Source organism: Rhizobium sp. BK591, from assembly GCF_014195045.1.
Lineage (GTDB): Bacteria > Pseudomonadota > Alphaproteobacteria > Rhizobiales > Rhizobiaceae > Rhizobium > Rhizobium anhuiense.
Genome location: NZ_JACIAZ010000002.1, coordinates 827,082 through 850,092, shown reverse-complemented (window position 1 = coordinate 850,092; position 23,011 = coordinate 827,082). Strand labels below are relative to the sequence as shown.

Below are 23,011 nucleotides of genomic sequence, written 5' to 3'. Positions count from 1 at the left end.
AGCGAATTATCGCCCAGCGCAAATTTTCATCAATATCGCCCAGCTGGGTTCCATTTTAGTTTTTCTAAAGCATTGGCTTGGGTGCCGATGCCACGGCCTGCTGACGGGAAATAGCGATGAGCCAATCGCGGAATTCGCGCCCATGGGGCTTCTGCAACGCCGCACGATCCCAGGCGAGGAAATAGCTTTCACGCAGTGCAATGCGTATGTCGACCGGAATGACGAGCGTTTGCGCCGCGAGCTCATCTGATATCATCGACATTTGCGCCAGCACGACGCCGCGTTTGTTGACGGCCGCGTCAATCGCACTGCTCGACAGGGTGAAAGAGAGGCCTGATGTCGACGCATCGAAGGAAATGCCGGCCTTGGCGGCAAACTCCGCCCAGCTGGGATAGGGAGTGAAGTGTCGTTCCCACTCGACATGCAGCAAGGGCTGTTCGAAGAGATCGCGAGCCGCATGCGCGCGATCCTGCATCAGCGCCGGCGAGCAGGCCGGCACGACCCAATCCCGAAACAGTTCGGTATAATGTTCGTGCTGCAGCACGTCCGACCCATAGCTCACGCGGAAATCGACATCATCGAAGCCGATCCGGGGCTCTTTGTCGCGTCCGATGATTCTCACCTGCACGTCGGGATGAAGGGCCTGCCAGTCGAAGATGCGCCTGCCGATCCATTTGTTGACGACAGAGGACAGCGCACTGAGGACCAGTGCCGTCTCATTGCGCGCCTTTTCCAGCAGTTGTTCGGCGCGCGCAAATTGCTCGAACCCCTTCGATATCTCCTGATGATAGAGCCGGCCCCAGGCGGTCAACTCGACGGTTCGTCCGCTGCGCTCCAGAAGTGAAACTCCCAGAAAGCTCTCGATCTTGCGAATCTGCTGGCTGATGGCCCCTGGCGAAACCTTGAGCTCCAGTGCCGCAGCCGTCACGCCGCCGCAGCGCCCCACGGCCTCGAAGGCTTGCAAACTCTTCAGCGGGATCGTCTTGAAGCGCTCATCGGTCACTTGCAGAGCCTCTCGTGATTTGCGCCACTCAATTTGCCATCGGATGAAAGGTCCCCGCAAACTGGAACCGGTCGCCTGGATGGACAAACTCGACATAAGTCACCGTGCGGCCATTCTGCCAGGTCTGGCGGACGAGGCTAAGGCAGGCCTCGCCTTTCTCTGTCTGCAGGATTCGGGCGGTCGCACTATCGGCCGAAACGGCACGAATGACATGTTTGGCCTTGGACCAGGGAACCTCCTGCAGCAGCCATTTGCCGGGGGGAGTCGAGGCAAAGCTTTCTTCTCTCGCCCGCGGGACGGCATCAAGCATGATGATGCGCCGCTCGATGGCATTCGGTCTGCCGTCGACGATATGCAGGCATTGAAGCCTGAGGACTTCTGCATCGGCAGCTTCCGACAGCTGCTGCGCTTCCACCTCTCCGAGGCGCTCGATCTTGCGGGCGAGGATTTCGAAGTGGTGTTCGTGCCCGGCCAGTTCCGCCTCGGTGCTGATATCCTGGATATCCATCACCGTGCGGTCGATCTGGGGGGAGGCGACGAACGAACCGGTCTTGCGCCTTCTGACGATCATGCCGCGCTCGGCCAGCGCCGACAGCGCCTTGCTGACCGTCATGCGCGAGCATTGATATTGCGCCACGAGTTCGCGCTCGACGGGAATGCAGTCACCCGGCCGCCAAATGCCGCTGATGATCTTCGTCTCGATATCCGTAAAAATACGCTGGTAAATCGATACCAAGTCCGCACCTCATCCGGCGTCAACGATCATAAGTTCCGGAACGGTCGGGTCGCGCCGGTGCAGATCGCTGCCGCCCGGCACAAATTTTGCGTTCCTCGTCTTTTACATTGACACTCTAGGCCCGCCTATATCTATTTGTATAGTCAAAAGCGGAGCATAGAAATCCGCGCAGAGGAAATCGAAGTCGAGAACCAAAACTCCTCCACCGGGGGAATGAAAACTGGAGAGATGATCATGAAGGCAAATTCACTGCTGAAGGGTCTGGTCGGCGCTGCGTTCCTCATCGGAGCAGCCGTTTCCGCCCACGCAGCCGACACGCTTGCGGCCGTCAAGGCAGCCGGCACCCTCAAGGTTGGCACCGAAACAGCTTTTGCCCCGTTCGATTATATCGATGCCGGGGAACATACGGGCTTGAACGTCGACCTCTTTGCCGAGATCGGCAAGGAACTCGGCGTCAAGATCGAGTGGGTCGCCCTTCCCTGGGACGGTGTCTTCCCCGCGCTCGAGGCCGGCAAATTCGATGTCGTCGCAGGTCCTGCAACAATTACCAAGAAGCGCTTGGAGCGCTATCGCTTCACGCCGCCGATCGCCGAAGCGACGATTGCCATTTTGAAGAAGGCTGGCGATACGACGATCAGCAAGCCGGAGGATATTGCCGGCAAGACGATCGGTGTCGGCAAGGCAACCGCTCAGCTCGACCAGTTGAAGGAGTTCTCCGCCACCCTGCCGACCAAAGTTGACGTGCGTGAATATCCCGCCTTTACCGAATCCTACGCCGATCTCGCCGCCGGCCGTATTGCCGGCGTTGCCAATTCGCTACCGAATATCGCCTTCGTCGCCAGCCAGCGAAAGGGCACGTTCGAAGTCGTTCTGCCGCCATTCGGCAAGAAGTCTTATTTCGGCTTTATCGGCCTCAAGGATGCCGATCATGCGCCCCTGATGGATGCGATCGATGCCGCGATGCTCAAGATCAAGGCAGATGGACGCATGGCGGAGCTGCAGAAGAAGTGGTTTGGTGCGTCTTTCGATACGCCTGATGCTGTCAAGGATCCGGCATTCTGATGAGCCACCGGTGAACGAACGCGCCCCGCCAATGGTCGGGGCGCAATCTGCCGTGGCATCAGAGCTCACGGCCGCAGCGCCAGGCAAACACCGCCCATGTCCATCAAACTTTTCGAACTGCTTCTGCAAGCGTCGATCTACACGGTAACGATCAGCGTGGTTTCTATCCTGATCGGCTTTGCGATCGCGATCGTTATTTCCGCCATGCTGCTGTCGCGACAGCAGCTCTTCGTCCTGCCGGCGCAAATTTTCATCAGTTTTTTTCGTGGCGTGCCGCTGCTGGTGCAACTGCTGCTGATCTATAACCTGCTGCCGGCGATTGGCCTCAACGTGCCGAGTATCGTTGCGGCCGTCGTTGGTCTTTCGCTGTGTACGGCAGCCTATCAGGCTGAAAATCTGCGTGGCGGTTTTGCCAGCGTTCCCATGGGTCTTGTCGAGTCTGCCGAAATGGTCGGCATGACTCCCGTTCAGATCTTCCGCCGGATCAAGGCCCCGATCGCCCTGCGCCTGACTTTCCCGGCGCTCGTCAACGAAGCGATCCTTATCCTGAAGGCGTCGTCGCTGGTCTCGGTCGTCGGGGTCATCGAGCTGACGCGCATGGCCCAGGACCTTGCCGGCAGCACCTTCCTGCCGCTCGAGATTTTCGCGTCCGCAGGGCTGATCTATTTCGTCATCAATTGGATCGTCGCCCTTGCGGGCGGCCTGATCGAACGCTCCCTGCCGGGAGTGCCGCGATGACCTTCGACATCAATGTGATTTTCAACAACCTGCCCGATATCGTCAGCGGTGCATGGCTTACCCTCCTCATCTGGATCGTCACCACGCCAGTCGCTGCTGCGCTCGGCTTCCTTATCGCCGTTGCCAGACGTTTTGGCGGCGTCATCCCGGACAAGGCGTTCGGCATTGTCATTGCGGTGCTGCGCGGCACGCCCTTCCTCATCCAGATATTCCTCGTCTACTACGGCGGGCCCTTCGTCGGCTTGTCACTCGATCCGATCCCGGCCGGCATCATCGGCCTTTCCATCTACGGCGCGGCTTATTTCAGCGAGATCTTCCGCTCGGGTTTTGCCGCCGTCCCGAAGGGACATATCGAGGCCGGCCTGTGCGTCGGCCTGACACAAGGGCAGATCATCCGGCGCATATTGCTGCCGGAGATGACCATGCTGGTGCTGCCGCCTTCGATCAACATGACGATCATCCTCATGAAGGAGACGGCCGTGCTGTCCATCATCACCGTGCCGGAATTGACGGCGACGCTGAGTGCGATCGGCTCGCAGCAATATGCCTTCGTCGAGGCGCTCTTCGTGCTTGCCCTATTCTATTGGGCGCTCGTCGAAATCACCGGCTGGCTCGGTCATCTCGCCGAAACGAAACTCTCCAGATTCAGGTTTTTCAACATATGAGCGTTCCTGCGATCGCAGTCAAAAATCTCGTCAAGACGTTCGGCGGTTCCACCGTGTTGCACGGCATCGACCTCGATATCGTGCAGGGACAGGTTTCCTGCGTCATCGGCCCGTCCGGCTCCGGCAAGAGTACGTTGCTGCGCTGCATGGCCTTTCTCGAGGAATCGACGAAGGGGACGATCGCCATCAATGGCGAGGTGCTTGGCTTTACGGAAAACGCCAAAGGCGTCCGTGAGCGGGTGCCGGCGGCGGCGAACCGGCGGATACGATCGCAGATCGGGATGGTTTTTCAGCAGTTCAATCTCTGGCCGCATATGACGGCGCTCGGCAATGTCAGCGAAGCGCTGAAGACCGTTCACAAGATGAGCCGTAGGGATGCAGAGGAGCGGGCCATGGCCCAGCTCGTCAAGGTCGGCCTCGAGGCCAGGGCAGGGCACTATCCGTCGCAGCTTTCCGGAGGTCAGCAGCAACGCGTCGCCATCGCCCGGGCACTCGCCCTCAACCCGAAGATCATGCTGTTTGACGAGCCGACCTCATCGCTCGATCCCGAGCTGACCGGCGAAGTGCTGAACGTCATGCGCGATCTCGCCGCCGAGGGCATGACGATGGTCGTCGTTTCCCACGAGATCGGATTTGCCGCGACGGTCGGCCAGCAGATCGTCTTTCTCGATCACGGCAAGGTGCTGTTCACCGGCCCGCCGCAGGACGTCTTCAAACGGCCGAGAAACCCCCGGCTCGAACAGTTCCTGGACACCTATATCGATCGCGGAGCCTCGATGCTGCTCTGACGTTCATGTCCTTCCTGATCGTCGGAAAGACCTCCAATTCCGACGTCGGGTTCAGGCAATATCGTCTTCGAGTATCTTCACGGGCCGGTCCCACTGGATGAGAACGACACAGCCGGGGTCACTCCAGACCGAGTGTTCGCTGCCCGGCGCATTGACGATATAACTGCCGCTGGAGTAATCGCCCGTCTCGTCGGATTGAACGCCATCGAGCACCAGGATGGTCTCGAGCCCCTCGTGACGATGACGGGGAACGGAGGCGCCAGGCTCATATTTCAACAGCGCCACGCCCGGCTGATCGCCCTCGAAGGGCCGGATCCAGTGAATGGTGACCGCGTCGCGAAAAGGGCCGAATTCCAGCGCCTTCCAGCCGCCCGAGGTCAGCAGTTCGCGGGTCGTGTCAGGCATGGATAATGCTTTCCAGTATGTCGTCGACATGGGCGGTCCAGCCGACGATCGCGCCCTGAGCGCGGATCATGGCGATGGCTGCGGCTTTGAATTCCGGGAAATAGCTTTCCGTCGCCTCCTCGGCGAGCAGGCACTCATAACCGCGGTCGTTTGCTTCACGCATCGTCGTCTGCACGCAGACTTCGGTGGTAACGCCGGCAAAGACGAGTTGTTTGATACCCTTCTGCTGCAGCACGGTGCCGAGTTCGGTGGCGTAAAAGGCGCCCTTACCGGGTTTTTCGATGACGACTTCGCCCTTCACGGGCGCGAGTTCCGGCAGGATTGCCGTGCCGGGCTCGCCCGAGATCAGGATGCGGCCCATCGGGCCTTCGTCGCCGATCCTGAGCGCAGGATTGCCGCGGTCGCGTTTGGCCGGCGGCAGGTCGGAAAGGTCCGGCCGATGGCACTCCATCGTATGGATCACAGGCAGGCCGGCATTGCGGAAGCCCTGGATGAGGCGTTTGACATCGGGAACGATCCTGGTGATGCGGCTGACATCGTTGCCGAGGCTTGCACCGAAACCGCCGGGCTCGGCGAAATCGCGCTGCATGTCGATGACGATGAGGGCGAGCTCGTCGTGCTTCACCGGAAAGGCAAAAGGTTCGGCCTTGATCTTCACCATCAATGATGTCCCGCCATGTGGGCGCCGATCACGCCGATATCGGCCGAGCGTGCCGGTGTTTCGTAAACCAGCTTGCCTTCCGAAATGACCATGATGCGGTCGGACATCTCGAGCAGTTCGTCGAGGTCTTCGGACAGCAGCAGCACGGCGGCACCCAAATTGCGTGCCTTCATGATGCGGGCGCGGATTTCGGCAACGGCCGAGAAATCCAGACCGAAACAGGGGTTCGAGACGATCAGCAGATCGACATCGCCGGTCAGTTCGCGGGCGAGCACCGCCCGCTGCACGTTGCCGCCCGAAAGCGCTGCGATCGGCGAGGAGGAAGAGGCGGTCTTGACCTTGAAATCGGAGATCAGCGCCGAGGCGCGCTTCTTCATGCCGCCCCTGTTCAGCCAGATCGCGTCCTTGCCGTCCGGCTTCAAGTCGAAGGTGCGAAACGCAAGGTTCTCGCTCACGCTCATCTTGGGCGCGCAGGCATTCTGCAACGGCTCTTCGGGGATGAAACGCACCTTGTTCTTGCGGGTCTCGTCACGGGTGGCGCCGTAAGCCTCGCCATTGACCATGACCTCACCGGTATCGGTCGGGCGCTGGCCGGCGAGAATCTCCGTCAGCTCCTTCTGGCCGTTGCCCGATATGCCGGCAATGCCAACGATCTCGCCGGAGCGGACCGTCAGCGCGTCGATCTCGATCGTCTTCAGGCCGGAGCGATCGGGGGCCTTCACCTGGCTGACGGTCAGCACCGGTCTTGCCGCTTCGGCCACCGGCAGGCGGCTGTCGAGCTCGGCGAGCTTGACGTCGCCGATCATCATCGCCGCCATCTCGGCGGTGGAGAGTTCGCCGACCTTGCCGGTGCCGACCAGCTTGCCGCGCCGCAGGATCGAGACGGCATCGGCGAACTTCGTCACCTCGTGGAACTTGTGGGAAATCATCAGCACGGTGAGTTCGCCGCGCTCGGTCATTCCGCGCACGATGCCGAGCATCTCGTCGGCTTCGGCCGGCGTCAGCACCGAAGTCGGCTCGTCGAGCACGAGGAAGGAGCGGCCGAGATAGAGCTGCTTGACGATTTCGAGCTTCTGTTTTTCGCCGGCGGCAAGTTCACTTACCGGCCTGTCGAGCGGGATCTTGAACGGCATGCGCTCCATGAAACCCGCCAGGTCCTTGCGCTCCTTGGCCCAGTTGATCACCGCGGGGACTTCGGTGCGGCTGATGACCAGGTTTTCCGCGCCAGTCAGAGAGGGAACCAGGGTGAAATGCTGGTAGACCATGCCGAGCCCATAGGCTGCGGCATCCTTGGGGGAGGCGACCGCCACCTCGCGGCCGTCGACCGACAGCGAACCTGAGGTCGCGTGATAGAAACCCATGATGCATTTGACCAGTGTCGACTTGCCGGCGCCGTTTTCGCCGAGAAGGGCGTGGAAAGAGCCGGCCGGAACGGCCATCGAGACGTTGTCGAGCGCGGTGAACGAACCGAAGCGCATGGTCATCCCGAGCGTATCGATACCGACCGCCTTGCCGGCCTTGGGGAGGGGCGTGTCGCGAACGGTGCTCATGGCAGCTGGCTCACAAAGGTTTCGGAATTGGAGACGGCGCCGAAGACGCCGCCCTGCATCTTCACCATCTTGATGGCGGCGAGGTGGTTTCCGTAGTCGGTCGCGCCGCAGCAGTCCTCCAGCAGCAGGCATTCGTAGCCGCGGTCGTTCGCCTCGCGCATCGTCGTCGAGACGCAGACATCGGTGGTGATGCCGGTGAGGATGATGTTCTCGATGCGCTTCCGGTTGAGGATGAGTTCGAGGTCGGTGGCGCAGAACGAACCCTTGCCGGGCTTGTCGATGATCGTCTCGCCTTCGACCGGGTAGAGTTCGGGGATGATGTCCCAGCCGGGTTCGCCCCGCGTCAGGATGCGGCCGCAGGGGCCGGGATCGCCGATACCGGCGCCGATCCGCTGCGAGCGCCAGCGTTTGTTGGCCGGCAGATCGGCGAGGTCGGGACGATGGCCCTCGCGGGTGTGGATAATGTGGTAGCCCTTGGCCCGCATAGCGGCAAGCACGCGTTTGATCGGTTCGATCGGCGCCTGCACCAGCGACAGGTCGTAGCCCATATGGTCGACATAGCCGCCCTTGCCGCAGAAATCCGTCTGCATGTCGATGATGATAAGGGCGGTGTTATCAGGCCTTAGAGCGCCGTTATAGGGCCACGGATACGGATCGGCGTCGATAAAATGCCCTTCGGTTTCGACCATCGCGTCCATCATTCTCTCTCCTATTCCGCGGCAGGTTTGAGGGGTTCGCCGTAGCGGCGCATCGGCTTGTCAAATCCGCAGGACGTGCCGTCCTTGACCTTTATCTCGTCTTCCCATGGCAGGCGGTATTTGCCGGCGACGAGGTCGTGCATGTAGGTGTAGGGCGCATCCTGCGCGCCGCCGGCGACGGCGACATAACCGCGATGGCCGAACTGGTAGATATTGTTCTCCACGCCCCAGCCGAGCCGGGCCTCGCGCACCAGGTCAGGACGCACCTCGGCGGTGATGATCTCGTTGACGCGGCCGGAGGTGCCGTGGGCGATGATCGTGCCGTCGAAATTGCAGATCATGCCTTCACCCATGGAATCGAACGTGCCGTCCGAGCCGCACATACAGACATTGGCGGTGATCATCAGGTTGCAGAAGGCATTGGCCTGGTTGGTGAAGCGCCAGGCCTCGCGGATCGGCGCCGTGTAGCCGGCTGTGCGGATCATGATTTCGGCGCCCTTATAGGCGCATTCGCGCGCCATCTCCGGGAACATGCCGTCATGGCAGATGATCAGTGCGAGCCTGGCGCCTCGCGGGCCTTCGATGACAGGGATGCCAAGATCGCCGGGCTCCCAGGGCTCGACGGGGATCCAGGGATGCATCTTGCGGTAATAGAGCTTCAACTCGCCTTGATCGTCGATGACGATGCCGGAATTGTAGGGCATGCCGCCAGGGTTCAGCTCCATGATCGAGAAGCAGCCCCAGATCGCATTGTCCCTGCAAGCCTTCCTGAAGGCCGCGACCTCCGGCCCGTCGAGCGTGCACATGATCTCCGGATTGATGTCCATGGAGAGGCCGTGCAGCGCATATTCGGGAAAGACGACGAGGTCCATGCCCGGCTGGTTGCGCCGCGCTTTGGCCACCAGATCGACGATCACCTGCGTCTGTTTTGCCAGATCCGCTTTGGTGACCGTCACCGGCAGCTGGAGTTGTACCAGGCCGATACCCACACCGTGTTCGGATTTGTTGAGGCCGCCAAGTCCGTTCATCGGCAAGCTCCGTTATTTCGTAAGCGACAGCGCACCCGGCGCACCGGCGAGCGAGCGGGTGGGCGAGGACGTGGCGATCAGGATGATGAGGGTAAGCACGTAAGGTGCCGCGTAGAAGAGGTAGTAGCCTTGCGTGACGCCGACCGATTGCAGCGCCGGGCCGAGCGCGCCGGCGCCGCCGAAAAGCAGGGCAGCGAGAAAGCAGCCGATCGGGTTCCAGCGGGCAAAGATCACGAGCGCCACGGCCATCAGGCCCTGACCCGACGAGATGCCTTCGTTCCACGAGCCCGGATAGTAGAGCGACAGATAGGCGCCGCCGATCGCCGCCAGCGAGCCGCCAGCGGCGGTCGCCAGCAGGCGAACCCGGTCCGGGTCGATGCCCATGGCTCGGGCCGCGTCGGTGCTGTCGCCGACAACGCGCAGGATCAGGCCGATGCGAGTGTTCTTGAAGGCCCAGAACAGGAAGAGAGCCAGCGCTGCGCCGATGAAGAACAGCACGTTGATATTGAGTGCCGCCTGGATCTGCGGAGTGCTCGACCAGCCGCCGAGCGCAATCGAGGGCAGTTTCGGCGCCACCGGCTGGATGAAGGATTTGCCGAGGAAAAACGCCATGCCGAGACCGAACTGCATCATCGCGATGCCGATGGCGATGTCGTTGACCTTCGGGAATTTGCAGATCCAGCCGTGGATGAGGCCGAAGACTGCGCCCGCCGCCATGGCGGCGAGCACGCCGAGGGTCGGCGAGCCGGTGATGACGGCCACCGCATAGGCCGTCATGGCGCCGAAGACCAGCGTGCCTTCCAGGCCGAGATTGATGCGGCCGGAGCGCTCGGTGATCGTCTCGCCGAGGCTGACGAAAATGAATGGTGTGGACACGCGGATGGCGCCTGCGAAGATCGCCAGCGGCACGCCCCAGATGCCGATGCCTGTCTCTTCCATCAGAGGCTCCTTTTCCAGAGGTCGGGATTGAAGATCTTGAAGCGGCCGTAGAAGGTCTCGCAGAAGAGAATGACGATGAAGAGCGTCCCCTGCAGCACCAGAACCGTCGCATCCGGCAGGCCCATGCGCCGCTGGATGAGGCCGCCCGAGGCGTCGATGCCGCCGAGCAGGATCGCGACCGGAATGATCGCCAGCGGATTGTGCCTGGCGAGGAAGGCGACGAGGATGCCGGTATAACCGTAGCCGGCGGCAAGCGAGGCGTTGGCGCTTCCCTGCACCGCCGCCACTTCAATCATGCCCGCCAGACCGGCAAAGCTGCCGGCAAGTGCGGTAAATCCCGCGATCAGTTTGCCCACAGGAAGTCCCTGGATCTGGGCGGCGCGCACGTTGCCGCCGGCGATGCGGGCGGCAAAACCGTAGCTCGTCGCCTCGATCACTATCCAGGACACAATGCAGGCGAGGATGCCGATGACGAGACCCCAATGCACGTCCATGCCGGGAATCTTGCCGAGCATATAGTCCGCCGGCAACGGCCTGGTCGACGGCTTGTTGAGGCTTGCAGGATCGCGGAGCATCCCTTCGACGAACTGGTTCATCAGGGCAATGGCGATATAGGATAGCAGCAGCGACGAGATGGTTTCGTTGACGCCGCGGTAGTGGCGCAGGAAACCGGCAAGGCCGATCCAGATGCCGCCGACCAACATGGCGGCGATCGCCATCAGAATGAGGGTGAGGAAGACAGGCGCGGTGCCGGCAAGCGGCAGAGCCATGGCTGCGGCCGCAACGCCGCCCAGCACGACCGCTCCTTCCCCGCCGATGATGACGAGGCCGAGACGGGCGGGCAGGGCGACGCAGAGCGCCGTCAGGAGAAGGGGTGCGGCGCGGCTTAAGCTGTTCTGCACCGAAAACCAGCTGCCGAAGCCGCCGGTATACATCAGTTGGAAGAGGGTGACCGGCGACTTGCCGACCGCCAGGATGAAGAGGGAGAAGAGCGCAAGACCGATCAGTATGGCCGCAAGGCCGATGACGACAGGTTCGGCTCGCCGCGCGATCCATTCGAGGACGGGGCGCAGCGAAGCCGGTTTTTCCGCGATGGCGAGTGCGGGATCATTGGCCTCGATGGTCATGGCGCTTCTCCCTTCGCGGTTTACGCCGTGGACCCGACGACGCCCTCAACCAGGTAATTCATGCTCTCGAGCTCGATCGCATCTTCGGCGTAGCTCTTGTCGGCAGCCACGACGGTGTCGCCCTTATTGTCCTTCAACGGGCCCTTGAAGACCGAGAAGCCGCCCTTCATCATCTCCGCCTGCGTGGCTTCGAAAGCCTTGCGGCCCTCCGCCGACACGGCGGGGCCAAGCGCGCTCATCTTCACGAAGCCGTCCTTCAGGCCGCCGCGCACGAAGTTGCCGAGCTTTTCGCCGGCCTGCGCCTTCTTGACGAAATCGCTGTAGACGTTGCCCCAGGCCCATTCGGCGCCGGTGAGGTATTTTTCGGGAGCAAGTGGGCTCTGATTGGCGTGATAGCCGCAGACGAAGGCGCCGCGGCCGGCCGCCGTCTCGACGACCACTTTGGGGCTGTCGACGTGGCAGGTGATGACGTCGGCGCCCTGATCGACCAGCGCATTGGTGGCTTCGGCTTCCTTGACGGCGAGCGACCATTCACCGGTGAAGATCACCTGGCAGGTGATAGCGGGATCGACCGTGCGCGCGCCAAGCAGGAAGGCGTTGATGTTCTGCAGAACTTGCGGGATCGGCTTAGCGGCGACGAAGCCGATCTTTTTGCTTTTCGTCGCATGACCGGCGGCGATGCCGTTCAGATACTGGCCCTGGAAGATATAGCCGAAATAGGAGCCGGTATTGGCGGGGTTCTTGCCTTCCTGCCAGAGGCCGCCGCAATGGCGGAACTGGATATCGGGATATTTGGCGGCCATGGCCAGCATGTGGGGATCGAAATAGCCGAAGGAGGTCGGAAAGAGCAGGGTCGCACCGTCGAGATTGATCATCGACTCCATGGTCTTCTGGACATCGACGGTTTCCGGCACATTCTCTTCTTCGACCAGCGTCACGCCCGGCAGCGCCTTGACCACGGCGGCACCTTCCGCATGCGCCTGGTTGTAGCCGTAGTCGTCTTTGGGGCCGACATAGATGAAGCCGACGGTCAGCGCGGTCTGGGCTGCGGCTGGCGAGCCGATCAGGCCCGGCATGGCGCCGGCGAGCGCACCGGCGGCGGAAGCCTGAAGGAAATTGCGGCGGTTCATGGAAAGGAGTTTGGTCATCGGAATGCTCCTTGCGGCGCTGGGCCGGTTTCGAACGGGTACAGAAAAGTGCATGCAATGTGCGTGCCAGAAATCAATCTATTGTTTTTTATAATTTATTTGTTTCTGCAAAATGCACACTCCGAAAAGTGCATGCAGATTGATCGATTTCTTGCGCAAAAAGTAATCAACAGGTATTTCTTGGTCATCGTGACTGCGTGATTGCTGATACTTCGCGCAGGCCAAGCTCTCTTATTCATCAGAAAGCGAAAATTTAACAATATCTTCCCTGCTCAATTTGACTTATCGAGTCTCGGACGGCATCTGTATGCAGAGTGTTGATGTGAGCAGATTCGTATTGTGAAGCAGACTAGGCGCAGAGAAGTGATCCGCACCGGAACCACCGTCGAACAGATGGTGCGGGCGATTTCCGACATGATCGTCACAGGTGAAATCCTGCCGGGCGCGAAGTTGGACGAGGTGTCGCTCGCGGTTCGTTTCGAGGTTTCGCGCACGCCGGTACGCGAGGCCTTGCGTGAGCTGGGCGCCATGGGATTGGTCGTCCGCGAGCCAAACCGCAGTGCCCTCGTGACCAATGTCACCGAGGCCTATCTGCATTCGATGTTCGAGGCGATGGCGGAGCTTGAAGCAATCTGCGCCAGGCTGTCGGCCGAGCGCATGACGGTCGATGAGCGGCGCGCGCTGGAGTTGGAGCATCGGGCATCGGTGAGGCTGGTGCATGCCGGCGCCGAAGAGGAATATTCGGCTCACAATACCGAATTCCACACCCGGCTTTATCGAGGTGCGCATAATGATCATGTCTTCGAGATGGTGACGCAGACCAGGGCGCGGCTGGCACCTTTTCGACGGGCACAGTTCCGTTTGCCGGGGCGCTTGGCAAAATCCTATGAGGAGCACGGCCGGATCGTGACCGCGATCATGCGCGCGGACGCCGCGGCCGCGGGGCAGGCGGCCTATTCCCATGTGGAAATTGTCAGCGATGCCAGCGCGGTATTTGCAACGGCCGGGGAGTAGAGAGGACGCGGCGCCCGAAATCAAGCGCCGCCCCCGCTACAAGACAAAGGGCTCCGACAACCAAACGCTCCAGTTGTTTCGCGGCGTCTACTCCGCGGCTTCGACGAAACGGTGGCGTTCGTAGAGGAACTTCAGCACGGCCTCGCGGCATTTGAGATATGTCCGGTCGGAGGCGAGTTCGATGCGATGGCGCGGACGAGACATGGTCACATCGAGCACTTCACCGATCCGGGCCGCCGGGCCATTGGTCATCATGACGATGCGATCGGACAACAATACCGCTTCGTCGACGTCATGGGTGATCATCACCATCGTATTGCCAAGCCGGGCGTGGATTTCCATCACCGCGTCCTGAAGATGGGCGCGGGTCAGCGCGTCGAGCGCGCCGAAAGGCTCGTCCAGCAACAGGATCTTCGGCTCCATTGACAGCGCGCGGGCAATGCCGACGCGCTGTTTCATGCCCCCTGATATTTCCGAAGGCCGCTTATCCCTGGCATGCGCCATCTGCACGAGGTCGAGGTTGGCCATGACCCAGTCGTGCCGCTCGGCCTTGGTCTTTGTTCGGCTGAAGACCTTGGTGACGGCGAGATTGACGTTCTCGTAGACCGTCAGCCAGGGCAGCAGCGAATGGTTCTGGAAGACGACGGCGCGTTCCGGACCCGGTTCGTTGACCTCGCGGTTTTCAAGCAGCACGGCGCCTGCGGATACCGGAGTCAGGCCGGCAATCAGGTTGAGCAGGGTAGACTTGCCGCAGCCGGAATGGCCGATGATCGAGACGAATTCACCCTCGGAAATCGTCAGGTTGATGTCCTTCAGCACCTCGGCGCGCACGCCGCCCCGATCGAAATGTTTGTCGATATGGTCGAGTTTGAGATAGGCGTTCATAGGTGCGTTCCTCAGTTGGCCATGGCGCCGCGGGTGACGAGTTTGCCGAGCGCAGCCACCAGCTTGTCAAGGGCGAAGCCGACGATGCCGATATAGGCGAGCGCGACGATGATGTCCGGAAGGCGCGACGAGTTCCATGCGTCCCAGATGAAGAAGCCGATGCCGACGCCGCCCGTCAGCATTTCGGCCGCGACGATGGCGAGCCAGGAGAGGCCGACGCCGATCCTGAGGCCGGTGAAGATATAGGGCGCTGCCGAAGGCAGCATGATCTTCCAGAAAAACTCGAACTGGTTGAGGCGCAGCACTTCGGCGACGTTGCGGTAGTCCTGCGGGATATTGCGGACGCCGACGGCGGTGTTGATGATGACAGGCCAGATCGACGTGATGAAGATCACGAAGATTGCCGAAGGATTGGAATCCTGGAAGGCTGCCAGCGACAGCGGCAGCCAGGCGAGCGGCGGGACCGTGCGCAGCACCTGGAAGATCGGATCGAGGCCGCGCATCGCCCAGATCGACTGACCGATGATCGCCCCGATGATGACGCCGGCGACTGCGGCAAGGCCAAAGCCATACACGACGCGCTGCAGCGAAACGAGCACGCGCCAGCCAAGCCCGATATCCTGGGAGCCGTAGTTGAAGAACGGATAGGCGATCAGGTCGTAGCTCTCCTGCCAGACCTGATGCGGCGAGGGCAAGGACGCATCCGTCGATGAACAGAGCACCTGCCAGACGAGCAGGATGAGCGCCAGCACCACGGCCGGCGGAACGACATTGCGAAGTGCGGTCAGCGCCGCTCGACGAAAATCGATCCGCGATCCATGCTTGCCGGAAAATGGCAGAACCTTTGCCGCCGGCTTGGCTGAGGCGGCCGTGGAGGGATTTTGTTTATTTGCCAGGGCGGACATCGACGCGCTCCTCATACGAATGAAAGGCCGGCGCGCCGATCGCGCGCCGGAGCGGGTCAGGCGACGGCCTTGATCGAAAGGCTGTCGAGATAGGCGGAGGGATTTTCAGGGTCGAAGACCTTGCCGTCGAAGAAAGTCTCCTTGCCGCGAGACGACGACGCGGGAATATCGGCCGCCGCGACGCCGAGATCCTTGGCGGCCTCGCGCCAGATGTCTTCGCGGTTCACCTGGTTGACCAGCGCCTTGACGTCGGTGCTCGCCGGCAGATTTCCCCAGCGGATGTTTTCCGTCATGAACCAGGTATCGTGGCTCTTGAACGGGTAGGAGGCGCCGTCCTTCCAGAACTTCATGTAGAGGTCGGTGGCCTTGACCTCGCGGCCGTTGCCATAATTGATATCGCCCTTGAGGCGGCCGAGCACGTCCTTGGTCGGAACGTTGAACCACTGGCGCTTGCCGAGAATGTCGGCCATCTCCGCCTTGTTGTCCATGCTTTCGCACCACTGCTGAGCTTCCATGACAGCCATCAGCAGCGCCTTGGCAGCATTGGGATTCTTTTCGATCCAGTCGGCGCGCAGCCCGAGCGCTTTTTCGGGATGGCCCTTCCAGAGCTCGCCGGTGGTGGCGGCGGTGAAGCCGATGCCCTGGTTGACCAGCTGCTCGTTCCACGGTTCGCCCACACAGAAGACGTCCATGTTGCCAACCTTCATATTGGCAACCATCTGCGGCGGCGGCACGACGATGGTCGAAACGTCCTTGTTCGGATCGATGCCGCCGGCGGCGAGCCAGTAACGGATCCAGAGGTCGTGGGTGCCGCCCGGGAAGGTCATCGCGGCCTTGATCTCCTTGCCTTCCGCCTTCTTCTTCTCGAAGGCGGCCTTCAGCTTAGAGGCATCGAGCTGGACGCCGGTTTCGGCATATTCCTTGGCGACGGAAATGCCCTGGCTGTCGAGGTTGAGCCGGGCGAGGATTGCCATCGGCACCGGCTTATTGTTCTGCGTCACCTTGCCGGTGTGCATGAGATAGGGGAGCGGCGAGAGAATATGGGCGCCGTCAATGCCATTGGCTGCGCCGCCCAGCACGAGATTATCGCGGGTCGCACCCCAGGAAGCCTGTTTGGCCACATCCGCTTCCGGAAGGCCATGCTTGTCGAAAAATCCCTTTTCCTTGGCGATGATCAGCGGTGCGGAATCGGTGAGCGCGATAAAGCCGAGCTTGACACCTTTCACCTCGGGCCCTGCTCCGGCTGCGAAGGCGCCCGATGGAAAGGCAGTCTTGACGGCGCCGATGAGGGCAGCCGCTGCAGTCGTCTTGAGCATGCCGCGGCGGGTCATGCCGGTTGTCGAAATCCCAGTCGTCGAATTTTTTGTCATGCGCAGGTTCCCTCTGCTGGCTGAATTTGGACACAAAAAAACGCCGCCGGAAATTGCGTCCAAGGGATGAGAGATCCCGGATTGCAAAGACCTTGCGACGTCGGTGTCTAATGCAGGCGCTTATGCCGCGCCTATCCGCCCCGGTCGCCGTTGACCGGTGCATCTAAGAACCTGCAAGCAGCGTGCCAATTTCGAGAGGAGTTGGTAACAGCATGAAGCAAAAGGAGAAATGCGAAGAATTAACGATTGCCTATTTCTTGAGCGCTATCGTTTTCTGCTTCCTTTTTGTGCGATTGCCACGATAGTCACAGCCATGGAAGCGCTCTATTTGTGCAGTGCACGCAACATTAAAGCCGCGATGCAGCTGGCCGGATGGATGTCTTTCCAGCGGCAAAGCTCAACAGGAGAGGGGTAATGTGCGGCGATTGCCTTCGCTCTCACCCCATTCAGTGCAGCAAAGATACGAGTCCGTAGAACGCTGCGGATATTGCTGCCGCCGCCGGCATCGTGACGATCCAGGCGATCACGATGTTGCCGGCCAATCCCCAGCGCACGGCGGAAACACGGCGAGCCGCGCCCACTCCAACGATTGCTCCGGTGATGGTATGCGTCGTCGAAACGGGAATGCCGAGCCACGTCGCTCCGAACAGCGTCAGCGCTCCGCCCGTCTCCGCGCAGAAACCTTGCATGGGGTTGAGCCGGGTGATCTTCGACCCCATGGTATGAACGATCCGCCATCCGCCAAACAGCGTACCGAGAGCCATTGCCGATTGGCAGGTAATGACCACCCAGAACGGCACGTAGAATGTCGGGCCGAGATATCCCTGACTGAACAGGAGCACCGCGATGATGCCCATCGTCTTCTGCGCATCGTTTCCGCCGTGGCCGAGCGAATAGAGCGAAGCGGACACGAACTGCATGATGCGAAAGGTCCGATCCACCGCAAACGGCGTCTGCCGGACGAACAACCAGGAGACGGCGAGTACCAGCACCAGCGCAAGCAGGAAGCCGATGGCTGGTGAAAGGAAAATGGCGCCGACCGTCTTTAGGAGACCATTCCAGACGATCGAGCTGAAGCCCACCTTTGCCAGACCGGCCCCCACCAGCCCACCGACAAGCGCATGCGACGAACTCGATGGAATCCCGAAAATCCAGGTGAGGATATTCCAGATGATGGCGCCCATGAGCGCGGCGAAGATCAGTTGGGGCGAGACGATCGCGGGATCGATGATGCCAGTCCCCAGCGTCTCGGCGACATGCAAGCCGAAGAACAGGAAAGCGATGAAATTGAAGAACGCCGCCCAGGCGACCGCATATTGCGGCCGCAGGACGCGGGTCGAGACGATCGTGGCAATGGAATTGGCCGCATCATGAAGGCCGTTGAGAAAGTCGAAGAACAAAGCGACGACGATAAGGCCGACCAGCAGCGGCAGAGCGAGGGAGGCATCCATCAGACGTTCTCGATGAGAATGCCGCTAATCTCGTTGGCGACATCCTCGAAGCGGTCGACGACTTTCTCCAGCTCTCCGTAGATTTCGCTGCCGATCATGTAGGCCATCGCATTGCCGCTGGCGCCATGACGCAAGAACAGATCCTTCAAACCCTGGTCGTGGAGCTCATCGGAACGTCCCTCCACTCGGGTGACTTCCTCCGCGATGGCGGCGAGACGCTGCGCATTGGCCCCCAATCTGTCGAGCAGGGGTATCGCTTCCGCGACAAGATTTGCCGCCTTGACGATTTCGCTGCCCATCTCCTGCATGAGCGGATCGAAGCTGGATTGCTCGAACAAGCGGATCGTCTTGACTGTCTTGTGCATCATGTCGATCGAATCATCCATCGACTGGATGAGGTCCTTGATGTCTCCCCGGTCGAAGGGCGTGATGAAGCTTCGGCGAACGGCAAGAAGAACGTCACGCGTGATGTCGTCGGCCTCGTCTTCCAATGTGACGATACGTTCGCAGTTTTTTTCGACGTCATTGCCCTTCAGGAGTTGGTCGAGGGCGTAGGCTGCGGCAACGACGGTCTTCGAGTGCTTGGAAAACATGTCGAAGAATCTGTCTTCCCGTGGCATCAGCTTGCGAAAAATGCTCATCATGCCTGGGAACCTTCCTCGTGCGGCCGATTGTCATAAATCTGTCATAAACACGCTCAGGCAATTGAAGCAACATGCAAATTCGGTAATTCATCTACTATGACGCCGAGCAAGAAAAGCAGGAAGCCCCGACCGGACAAGTCCCAGCCACTGCTACGGCAGCTCGCTGCTGTTCCTGAAACGCTGTTCGCCGGTGCATTCCGTCAACAGTACGGCGCTCTTTGCTTCCGCTACGGCGATGCCGGATCCGCGATCGAAATCCTGGTGATCACATCGCGTGAGAGCGCACGCTGGGTCATCCCAAAAGGATGGCCGATGAAAGGGAAAAAGCCTTTCGAAGCAGCGGCAATCGAGGCGTGGGAGGAGGCAGGCGTGCGCGGTGTGGTGAAGAAGAAGCCGGTCGGCCGTTATACCTATCTGAAAGAACTCGACAATGGCGATGTGGCCCCCTGTATCGTCGACATGTTTCAGATTGAAGTCACTGATATCAGCGGCGATTTCAAGGAGCGGGGTCAGCGTATCCTCGAATGGGTCAGCCCGGATGAAGCGGCACGCCGCGTTCGCGAGATCGAACTCAAGTCGCTGCTCGTCCAATTCGAAGCGCGCGGCGGAAAGAAGCTCGATCGCGGCTGACCATCTTCGCCGGCAGATAGCAGCGCCGCGCGTCTTTATCGCTCGAATGGTTCGCCGAGCGAAGCAACGCCGTTCAGTTTCAGCAGGCGACGGTCGGCGGAGATGATGCCGAGCACGATGATCGTGACAAGATAGGGCAGGCTCGACAGCAGCTGCGAGGGAACATCCAGTCCGGTTGCCTGGGCTGCAAGCCCCATCAGCGAGACCGCCCCGAAGAGGCAGGCGCCGAGGAAGATACGGCCGGTGAGCCAAGTCCCGAAGACGACAAGGGCGATGGCGATCCAGCCGCGGCCGGCGATCATTCCATCGGCCCAGAGCGGTGTGTAGACCACCGACGCATAGGCACCGGCGAAGCCCGCCATGGCGCCGCCGAAGGCGATGGCGAGGACGCGGACTGAGATGACCGGATAACCGATGGCATGCGCGGCCTTGGGGTTCTCGCCGACAGCGCGGACGATGAGACCGAGCTTGGTGTAGGCAAATATGGCCCAGAGGGCGAGGGTCGCGGCGAGCGAAATCCACACGACGATGTCCTGGACGAAAAGGCCGCCGATAACCGGCAGTTCCGAAAGTCCGGGAAGGGCGAGCTTCGGAAGTCCTCTGACGGTGAGGCTTTCATAGGTCTTGCCGAAAAGTGCCGAGAGGCCCTGGCCGAGAATGCCGATGGCAAGGCCCGCCGCCACCTGGTTTGCCCGGAATCCGAGGGTGACGAAGGCGAAGAGCAGGGAAAGGACAGCGCCGCCGAACCCGGCGACGACGAAGCCCAGGAGATGTCCGCCGCCCTGATAGACGACGATGAAGGCGAGCACGGCGCCGAAGGCCATCAATCCCTCGACCCCGAGGTTGAGGACGCCGGCGCGCTCGGCCACCAGTTCGCCGAGGGCTGCGAGAAGAAACGGTGTCGCCGCCGCAAGCATGCCGGCAAGAATGAACTCGATGGCGTTCATGACGGGCTCCGGTGGGCGGCGCGGCGCCATTCGAGGCGGTAGCGCACGAAGGCGACGGCGATGAGATAGGCGAGCAGCAGACTGCCTTGGAAGACGCGGACGGCGGCGATCGGCAGGCCGGCCGAGACCATGGCATTGTCGCCACCGATATAGATGACCGCCATGACCAGCGCCGAGACCACGATGCCGATCGGGTGCAGGCCACCGAGATAGGCGACGATGATGGCCGCATAGCCATAACCGCTCGCGACCGAACGCTGCAGCTGGCCGAGCGGACCGGCGACTTCGGCAGCACCGGCAAGACCGGCGGCAAAGCCGCCGATCAGCAGCGACAGCCAGATTGCCCAACCCTCCTTGAAGCCGGCATAGCCGGCAGCCCGCGGCGCCAAGCCGCCGACCTGCAGCTTGTAGCCGATGAAGCTCTTCTGCATGAAGACCCAGGCGGCAACCGACAAAGCGAGCGTAATCAGGAAAGAGACGTTGAGGCGGGTCCCGGAAATCAGGGTCGGGACCATCGCATCATACTGGAACATCACCGACTGGGGGAAGTTGAAGCCGTTCGGATCCTTCCACGGGCCGAGCAGCAGATAGTTCAGCAGCTGCGCCGCAACGAGGCTCAGCATCAGCGAAACGAGGATCTCGTTGGCGTTGAGGCGCACGCGCCAGAAGGCGGTGAGAGAGGCCCAGAGCGCGCCGCCGATGGCGCCGAGCAGCAGCATCGCCGGCCAGATCCACTGGCCCGTTGCCTGAGGAAACCAGACCGGAATGGCCGAGGCGAAGATCGCGCCGAGAATGAACTGGCCTTCGGCGCCGATATTGAAGACCTTGGCGCGAAAGCCGATCGCCAGTCCCTGGGCGATCAGCAGGAGCGGGCCTGCCTTTAAGAGCACTTCCGAAAATGACGCCCAGGAGAGGAAGGGCTCGAAAAGGATCGCGTAGAGGACCGCGACCGGGTCACGGCCCATCAGGATGTAAAGGCCGAGGTTGAGCGCGATCGCTATGACAAGCGCCATGACGGGCGCAAGCAGGCTCGCGGCAAGCGAGGCGCGCTCCCGGCGCACCAGGGTGGGAACGAAAGCAGGGGACCAAGCGCTCATAGACGGACTTTCTCGGGTGAGGCTTGTGCCCCGACCATGTATCGGCCGATCTCTTCGGGCTGTGTGTCCCGCGTTTTTAGCGGCGGGCTGAGCCGGCCGTGATGCAGCACCTGGATGGAATCGCAGAGCTCGAACAGCTCTTCCAGCTCTTCGGAAATAACAAGGATCGCCATGCCCTGATTGCGCAATGCGACCAGACGGCTGCGAATGGCGGATGCGGCGCCGATATCGACGCCCCAGGTCGGCTGCGCCACGAACAGCAATTTGGGAGCCAGCATGATTTCCCGGCCGACGATGAATTTCTGCAGATTGCCGCCGGAAAGCGTCCCGGCTTCCGCATCCGGGCCGGGTGTGCGGACATCATACTGACGGATACAATCCTCGGTGAACGCCGTCGCCCGCGCCTTGTCGAGAAGACCATGGCGCAAAAGCTTCAGCGGATGGGCCGTCAGCAGGCTGTTGAGGATAAGCGACATTTCGGGCACGGCGCCGCGTCCGAGCCGGTCCTCCGGAACGAAGGCAAATCCAAGCGTCCGTCGCGCCGCGGCATCGAGCCTGCCGACATCCATCCCCATCATGTAGATCCGGTCGCGCTGGTCGCGCCCCAGCACCGTCTCGCCCGAGACCAACGCGGCAAGCTCGCTTTGGCCGTTGCCCGAAATACCGGCGATCCCCAGAATTTCACCGGCATGCACTTCGAGGCTGATGCCGGAGAGCGACACCGCAAAGGGATCGTCCGGCTGATAGTCCAGACCGATGATCTCCAGCCGCTTTTCCCCGCCGGACAGCGGCAGCGCCGACAAGGGTTCGGGCATGTCGCGGCCGATCATCATGCGGGCAAGGTCATGGGCATCATGTTCACGCGGGTCGACATTCCCGGTCACCCGGCCGCCGCGCAGAATGGTCGCCCGGTCGCAGATTGCCCGGATTTCCTCGAGCTTGTGGGAGATCAACAGGATGGAAACGCCGCCGTCGCGCAGCCGGCGCAGCGTGTCGAACAGCTTCTCCACCAGTTGCGGCGGCAGGACGGAGGTGGGCTCGTCAAGGATCAGCAGCTTCGGATCGGTCATCAGGCTTCGGATGATCTCCACCCGTTGCCGCTCGCCGACGGACAGCGCATGCACATGGGCGAGCGGGTCGACTTCAAGGCCGAACTCCCGTCCAAGCGTCCGGATGCGTTCCTTGAGCTCAGCCTTGCGGCCCGGCACGACCAGCCGAATATTCTCCAGGACGGTCAGGGTCTCGAACAGCGAAAAATGCTGGAAGACCATGCCGATACCGTTGCGCCTTGCCTCCGCCGGAGAGGCGAGGCGCAAGGGTTTTCCTTCCCAGACGACGTCTCCGTCATCCGGTTGCTCGACGCCGTAGATCAGCTTCATCAGCGTCGATTTTCCCGCGCCATTTTCTCCGAGAATCGCATGGATCGATTGCGGAGCCACGTCCAGATCGATGGCCTGGTTGGCGTGGATCTGGCCGTAGCTCTTCGAAATGCCGCGCAGCGACAGGAGCGTGGTCGTCAT

General features: G+C 61.3%; 24 protein-coding genes. 6 read left to right on the top strand and 18 right to left on the bottom strand.

Annotated elements, in window-relative coordinates:
• Window positions 1-64 precede the first annotated feature (64 nt).
• The gene (locus FHX10_RS11145) at window positions 65-1,003 is read right to left on the bottom strand and encodes a LysR family transcriptional regulator (protein WP_127429862.1); all 939 of its coding nucleotides are present in this window, start codon (window positions 1,001-1,003) and stop codon (window positions 65-67) included.
• A 28-nt stretch (window positions 1,004-1,031) separates the two neighbouring features.
• Complete coding sequence (locus tag FHX10_RS11140) at window positions 1,032-1,739, bottom strand: UTRA domain-containing protein (protein WP_097622437.1); 708 nt, start codon at window positions 1,737-1,739, stop codon at window positions 1,032-1,034.
• A 234-nt stretch (window positions 1,740-1,973) separates the two neighbouring features.
• Here FHX10_RS11140 and FHX10_RS11135 point away from each other — a divergent pair, with 234 nt between their 5' ends.
• From FHX10_RS11135 to FHX10_RS11120, 4 genes are all read left to right on the top strand, one after another.
• A complete protein-coding gene (locus FHX10_RS11135) occupies window positions 1,974-2,801 on the top strand; it encodes a transporter substrate-binding domain-containing protein (protein ID WP_025570099.1) in 828 nt (275 codons plus the stop codon).
• Window positions 2,802-2,897: 96 nt separating this feature from the next.
• Window positions 2,898-3,539 carry an amino acid ABC transporter permease gene (locus FHX10_RS11130; RefSeq protein ID WP_025570101.1) on the top strand — a complete coding sequence of 214 codons (642 nt, stop codon included), beginning with the start codon at window positions 2,898-2,900 and terminating at the stop codon, window positions 3,537-3,539.
• Window positions 3,536-4,204 (top strand): amino acid ABC transporter permease, encoded by a 669-nt coding sequence (locus FHX10_RS11125; protein ID WP_025570102.1) that lies wholly within the window; start codon window positions 3,536-3,538, stop codon window positions 4,202-4,204. The genes FHX10_RS11130 and FHX10_RS11125 overlap by 4 nt, the downstream gene beginning before the upstream one ends.
• On the top strand, window positions 4,201-4,992 hold the full coding sequence (locus tag FHX10_RS11120) for an amino acid ABC transporter ATP-binding protein (protein ID WP_025570103.1): 792 nt from the start codon (window positions 4,201-4,203) through the stop codon (window positions 4,990-4,992). The genes FHX10_RS11125 and FHX10_RS11120 overlap by 4 nt, the downstream gene beginning before the upstream one ends.
• A 51-nt stretch (window positions 4,993-5,043) precedes the next feature.
• Here the strand turns inward: FHX10_RS11120 and FHX10_RS11115 are convergent, their stop codons facing one another.
• Genes FHX10_RS11115 through FHX10_RS11080 form a run of 8 tightly spaced genes read right to left on the bottom strand, consistent with a single transcriptional unit; the run spans window position 5,044 to window position 12,548 of the window.
• Window positions 5,044-5,397, bottom strand: a complete 354-nt coding sequence (locus FHX10_RS11115; RefSeq protein WP_097596054.1) for a cupin domain-containing protein — start codon at window positions 5,395-5,397, stop codon at window positions 5,044-5,046.
• Window positions 5,390-6,058, bottom strand: a complete 669-nt coding sequence (locus FHX10_RS11110) for a cysteine hydrolase family protein (RefSeq protein ID WP_025570106.1) — start codon at window positions 6,056-6,058, stop codon at window positions 5,390-5,392. Before FHX10_RS11110 ends, FHX10_RS11115 begins: the two co-directional genes overlap by 8 nt.
• Window positions 6,058-7,608, bottom strand: coding sequence for an ABC transporter ATP-binding protein (locus FHX10_RS11105; RefSeq protein ID WP_097622435.1), 1,551 nt, complete (start codon window positions 7,606-7,608; stop codon window positions 6,058-6,060). The genes FHX10_RS11110 and FHX10_RS11105 overlap by 1 nt, the downstream gene beginning before the upstream one ends.
• Entirely contained in the window at window positions 7,605-8,306 is a 702-nt protein-coding gene (locus FHX10_RS11100; RefSeq protein WP_025570110.1) for a cysteine hydrolase family protein, read from the bottom strand. Before FHX10_RS11100 ends, FHX10_RS11105 begins: the two co-directional genes overlap by 4 nt.
• Window positions 8,307-8,317: 11 nt before the next feature.
• The gene (locus FHX10_RS11095) at window positions 8,318-9,334 is read right to left on the bottom strand and encodes a formamidase (protein ID WP_097622434.1); all 1,017 of its coding nucleotides are present in this window, start codon (window positions 9,332-9,334) and stop codon (window positions 8,318-8,320) included.
• Window positions 9,335-9,346: 12 nt separating this feature from the next.
• On the bottom strand, window positions 9,347-10,273 hold the full coding sequence (locus FHX10_RS11090; protein ID WP_025570114.1) for an ABC transporter permease: 927 nt from the start codon (window positions 10,271-10,273) through the stop codon (window positions 9,347-9,349).
• Window positions 10,273-11,400 (bottom strand): ABC transporter permease, encoded by a 1,128-nt coding sequence (locus tag FHX10_RS11085; RefSeq protein ID WP_097622433.1) that lies wholly within the window; start codon window positions 11,398-11,400, stop codon window positions 10,273-10,275. The genes FHX10_RS11090 and FHX10_RS11085 overlap by 1 nt, the downstream gene beginning before the upstream one ends.
• 20 nt (window positions 11,401-11,420) lie before the next feature.
• Entirely contained in the window at window positions 11,421-12,548 is a 1,128-nt protein-coding gene (locus tag FHX10_RS11080; RefSeq protein ID WP_025570118.1) for a BMP family ABC transporter substrate-binding protein, read from the bottom strand.
• Between the two features lie 339 nt (window positions 12,549-12,887).
• Here FHX10_RS11080 and FHX10_RS11075 point away from each other — a divergent pair, with 339 nt between their 5' ends.
• A complete protein-coding gene (locus tag FHX10_RS11075; protein ID WP_025570068.1) occupies window positions 12,888-13,562 on the top strand; it encodes a GntR family transcriptional regulator in 675 nt (224 codons plus the stop codon).
• Between the two features lie 87 nt (window positions 13,563-13,649).
• On the opposite strand, the gene FHX10_RS11070 is transcribed toward FHX10_RS11075, so the two are convergent.
• From FHX10_RS11070 to FHX10_RS11050, 5 genes are all read right to left on the bottom strand, one after another.
• Window positions 13,650-14,447: an ABC transporter ATP-binding protein gene (locus FHX10_RS11070; RefSeq protein ID WP_025570514.1), complete on the bottom strand. Its 798-nt coding sequence runs from the start codon at window positions 14,445-14,447 to the stop codon at window positions 13,650-13,652.
• 11 nt (window positions 14,448-14,458) lie between these two features.
• Complete coding sequence (ntrB, locus tag FHX10_RS11065) at window positions 14,459-15,352, bottom strand: nitrate ABC transporter permease (protein ID WP_097622432.1); 894 nt, start codon at window positions 15,350-15,352, stop codon at window positions 14,459-14,461.
• A gap of 56 nt (window positions 15,353-15,408) precedes the next feature.
• A complete protein-coding gene (locus FHX10_RS11060; protein WP_047612030.1) occupies window positions 15,409-16,722 on the bottom strand; it encodes a CmpA/NrtA family ABC transporter substrate-binding protein in 1,314 nt (437 codons plus the stop codon).
• A 446-nt stretch (window positions 16,723-17,168) separates the two neighbouring features.
• Window positions 17,169-18,173: an inorganic phosphate transporter gene (locus FHX10_RS11055; protein ID WP_025570519.1), complete on the bottom strand. Its 1,005-nt coding sequence runs from the start codon at window positions 18,171-18,173 to the stop codon at window positions 17,169-17,171.
• Complete coding sequence (locus tag FHX10_RS11050) at window positions 18,173-18,817, bottom strand: DUF47 domain-containing protein (protein ID WP_025570521.1); 645 nt, start codon at window positions 18,815-18,817, stop codon at window positions 18,173-18,175. Before FHX10_RS11050 ends, FHX10_RS11055 begins: the two co-directional genes overlap by 1 nt.
• 96 nt (window positions 18,818-18,913) lie before the next feature.
• Between FHX10_RS11050 and FHX10_RS11045 the strand changes: the two genes are divergently transcribed.
• Window positions 18,914-19,447 carry an NUDIX hydrolase gene (locus FHX10_RS11045; protein ID WP_063475746.1) on the top strand — a complete coding sequence of 178 codons (534 nt, stop codon included), beginning with the start codon at window positions 18,914-18,916 and terminating at the stop codon, window positions 19,445-19,447.
• A 35-nt stretch (window positions 19,448-19,482) separates the two neighbouring features.
• Here FHX10_RS11045 and FHX10_RS11040 read toward each other — a convergent pair whose 3' ends face one another.
• Genes FHX10_RS11040 through FHX10_RS11030 form a run of 3 tightly spaced genes read right to left on the bottom strand, consistent with a single transcriptional unit; the run spans window position 19,483 to window position 23,011 of the window.
• Window positions 19,483-20,394 (bottom strand): ABC transporter permease, encoded by a 912-nt coding sequence (locus tag FHX10_RS11040; RefSeq protein ID WP_025554754.1) that lies wholly within the window; start codon window positions 20,392-20,394, stop codon window positions 19,483-19,485.
• Window positions 20,391-21,491 (bottom strand): ABC transporter permease, encoded by a 1,101-nt coding sequence (locus FHX10_RS11035; RefSeq protein WP_097630182.1) that lies wholly within the window; start codon window positions 21,489-21,491, stop codon window positions 20,391-20,393. The genes FHX10_RS11040 and FHX10_RS11035 overlap by 4 nt, the downstream gene beginning before the upstream one ends.
• Window positions 21,488-23,011, bottom strand: a complete 1,524-nt coding sequence (locus FHX10_RS11030; RefSeq protein ID WP_184389293.1) for an ABC transporter ATP-binding protein — start codon at window positions 23,009-23,011, stop codon at window positions 21,488-21,490. Before FHX10_RS11030 ends, FHX10_RS11035 begins: the two co-directional genes overlap by 4 nt.

Bases quoted from the DNA above. Each gene is read 5' to 3' on its own strand.
- FHX10_RS11100 (WP_025570110.1), bottom strand. From the start codon at position 8,306: ATGGACGCGATGGTCGAAACCGAAGGGCATTTTATCGACGCCGATCCG.
- FHX10_RS11060 (WP_047612030.1), bottom strand. From the start codon at position 16,722: ATGACAAAAAATTCGACGACTGGGATTTCGACAACCGGCATGACCCGC.
- FHX10_RS11120 (WP_025570103.1), top strand. From the start codon at position 4,201: ATGAGCGTTCCTGCGATCGCAGTCAAAAATCTCGTCAAGACGTTCGGC.
- FHX10_RS11135 (WP_025570099.1), top strand. From the start codon at position 1,974: ATGAAGGCAAATTCACTGCTGAAGGGTCTGGTCGGCGCTGCGTTCCTC.
- FHX10_RS11130 (WP_025570101.1), top strand. From the start codon at position 2,898: ATGTCCATCAAACTTTTCGAACTGCTTCTGCAAGCGTCGATCTACACG.
- FHX10_RS11095 (WP_097622434.1), bottom strand. From the start codon at position 9,334: ATGAACGGACTTGGCGGCCTCAACAAATCCGAACACGGTGTGGGTATC.
- FHX10_RS11090 (WP_025570114.1), bottom strand. From the start codon at position 10,273: ATGGAAGAGACAGGCATCGGCATCTGGGGCGTGCCGCTGGCGATCTTC.
- FHX10_RS11085 (WP_097622433.1), bottom strand. From the start codon at position 11,400: ATGACCATCGAGGCCAATGATCCCGCACTCGCCATCGCGGAAAAACCG.
- FHX10_RS11030 (WP_184389293.1), bottom strand. From the start codon at position 23,011: ATGACGACCACGCTCCTGTCGCTGCGCGGCATTTCGAAGAGCTACGGC.
- ntrB (WP_097622432.1), bottom strand. From the start codon at position 15,352: ATGTCCGCCCTGGCAAATAAACAAAATCCCTCCACGGCCGCCTCAGCC.
- FHX10_RS11045 (WP_063475746.1), top strand. From the start codon at position 18,914: ATGACGCCGAGCAAGAAAAGCAGGAAGCCCCGACCGGACAAGTCCCAG.
- FHX10_RS11080 (WP_025570118.1), bottom strand. From the start codon at position 12,548: ATGACCAAACTCCTTTCCATGAACCGCCGCAATTTCCTTCAGGCTTCC.
- FHX10_RS11040 (WP_025554754.1), bottom strand. From the start codon at position 20,394: ATGAACGCCATCGAGTTCATTCTTGCCGGCATGCTTGCGGCGGCGACA.
- FHX10_RS11125 (WP_025570102.1), top strand. From the start codon at position 3,536: ATGACCTTCGACATCAATGTGATTTTCAACAACCTGCCCGATATCGTC.
- FHX10_RS11035 (WP_097630182.1), bottom strand. From the start codon at position 21,491: ATGAGCGCTTGGTCCCCTGCTTTCGTTCCCACCCTGGTGCGCCGGGAG.
- FHX10_RS11055 (WP_025570519.1), bottom strand. From the start codon at position 18,173: ATGGATGCCTCCCTCGCTCTGCCGCTGCTGGTCGGCCTTATCGTCGTC.
- FHX10_RS11115 (WP_097596054.1), bottom strand. From the start codon at position 5,397: ATGCCTGACACGACCCGCGAACTGCTGACCTCGGGCGGCTGGAAGGCG.
- FHX10_RS11110 (WP_025570106.1), bottom strand. From the start codon at position 6,058: ATGGTGAAGATCAAGGCCGAACCTTTTGCCTTTCCGGTGAAGCACGAC.
- FHX10_RS11070 (WP_025570514.1), bottom strand. From the start codon at position 14,447: ATGAACGCCTATCTCAAACTCGACCATATCGACAAACATTTCGATCGG.
- FHX10_RS11105 (WP_097622435.1), bottom strand. From the start codon at position 7,608: ATGAGCACCGTTCGCGACACGCCCCTCCCCAAGGCCGGCAAGGCGGTC.
- FHX10_RS11050 (WP_025570521.1), bottom strand. From the start codon at position 18,817: ATGATGAGCATTTTTCGCAAGCTGATGCCACGGGAAGACAGATTCTTC.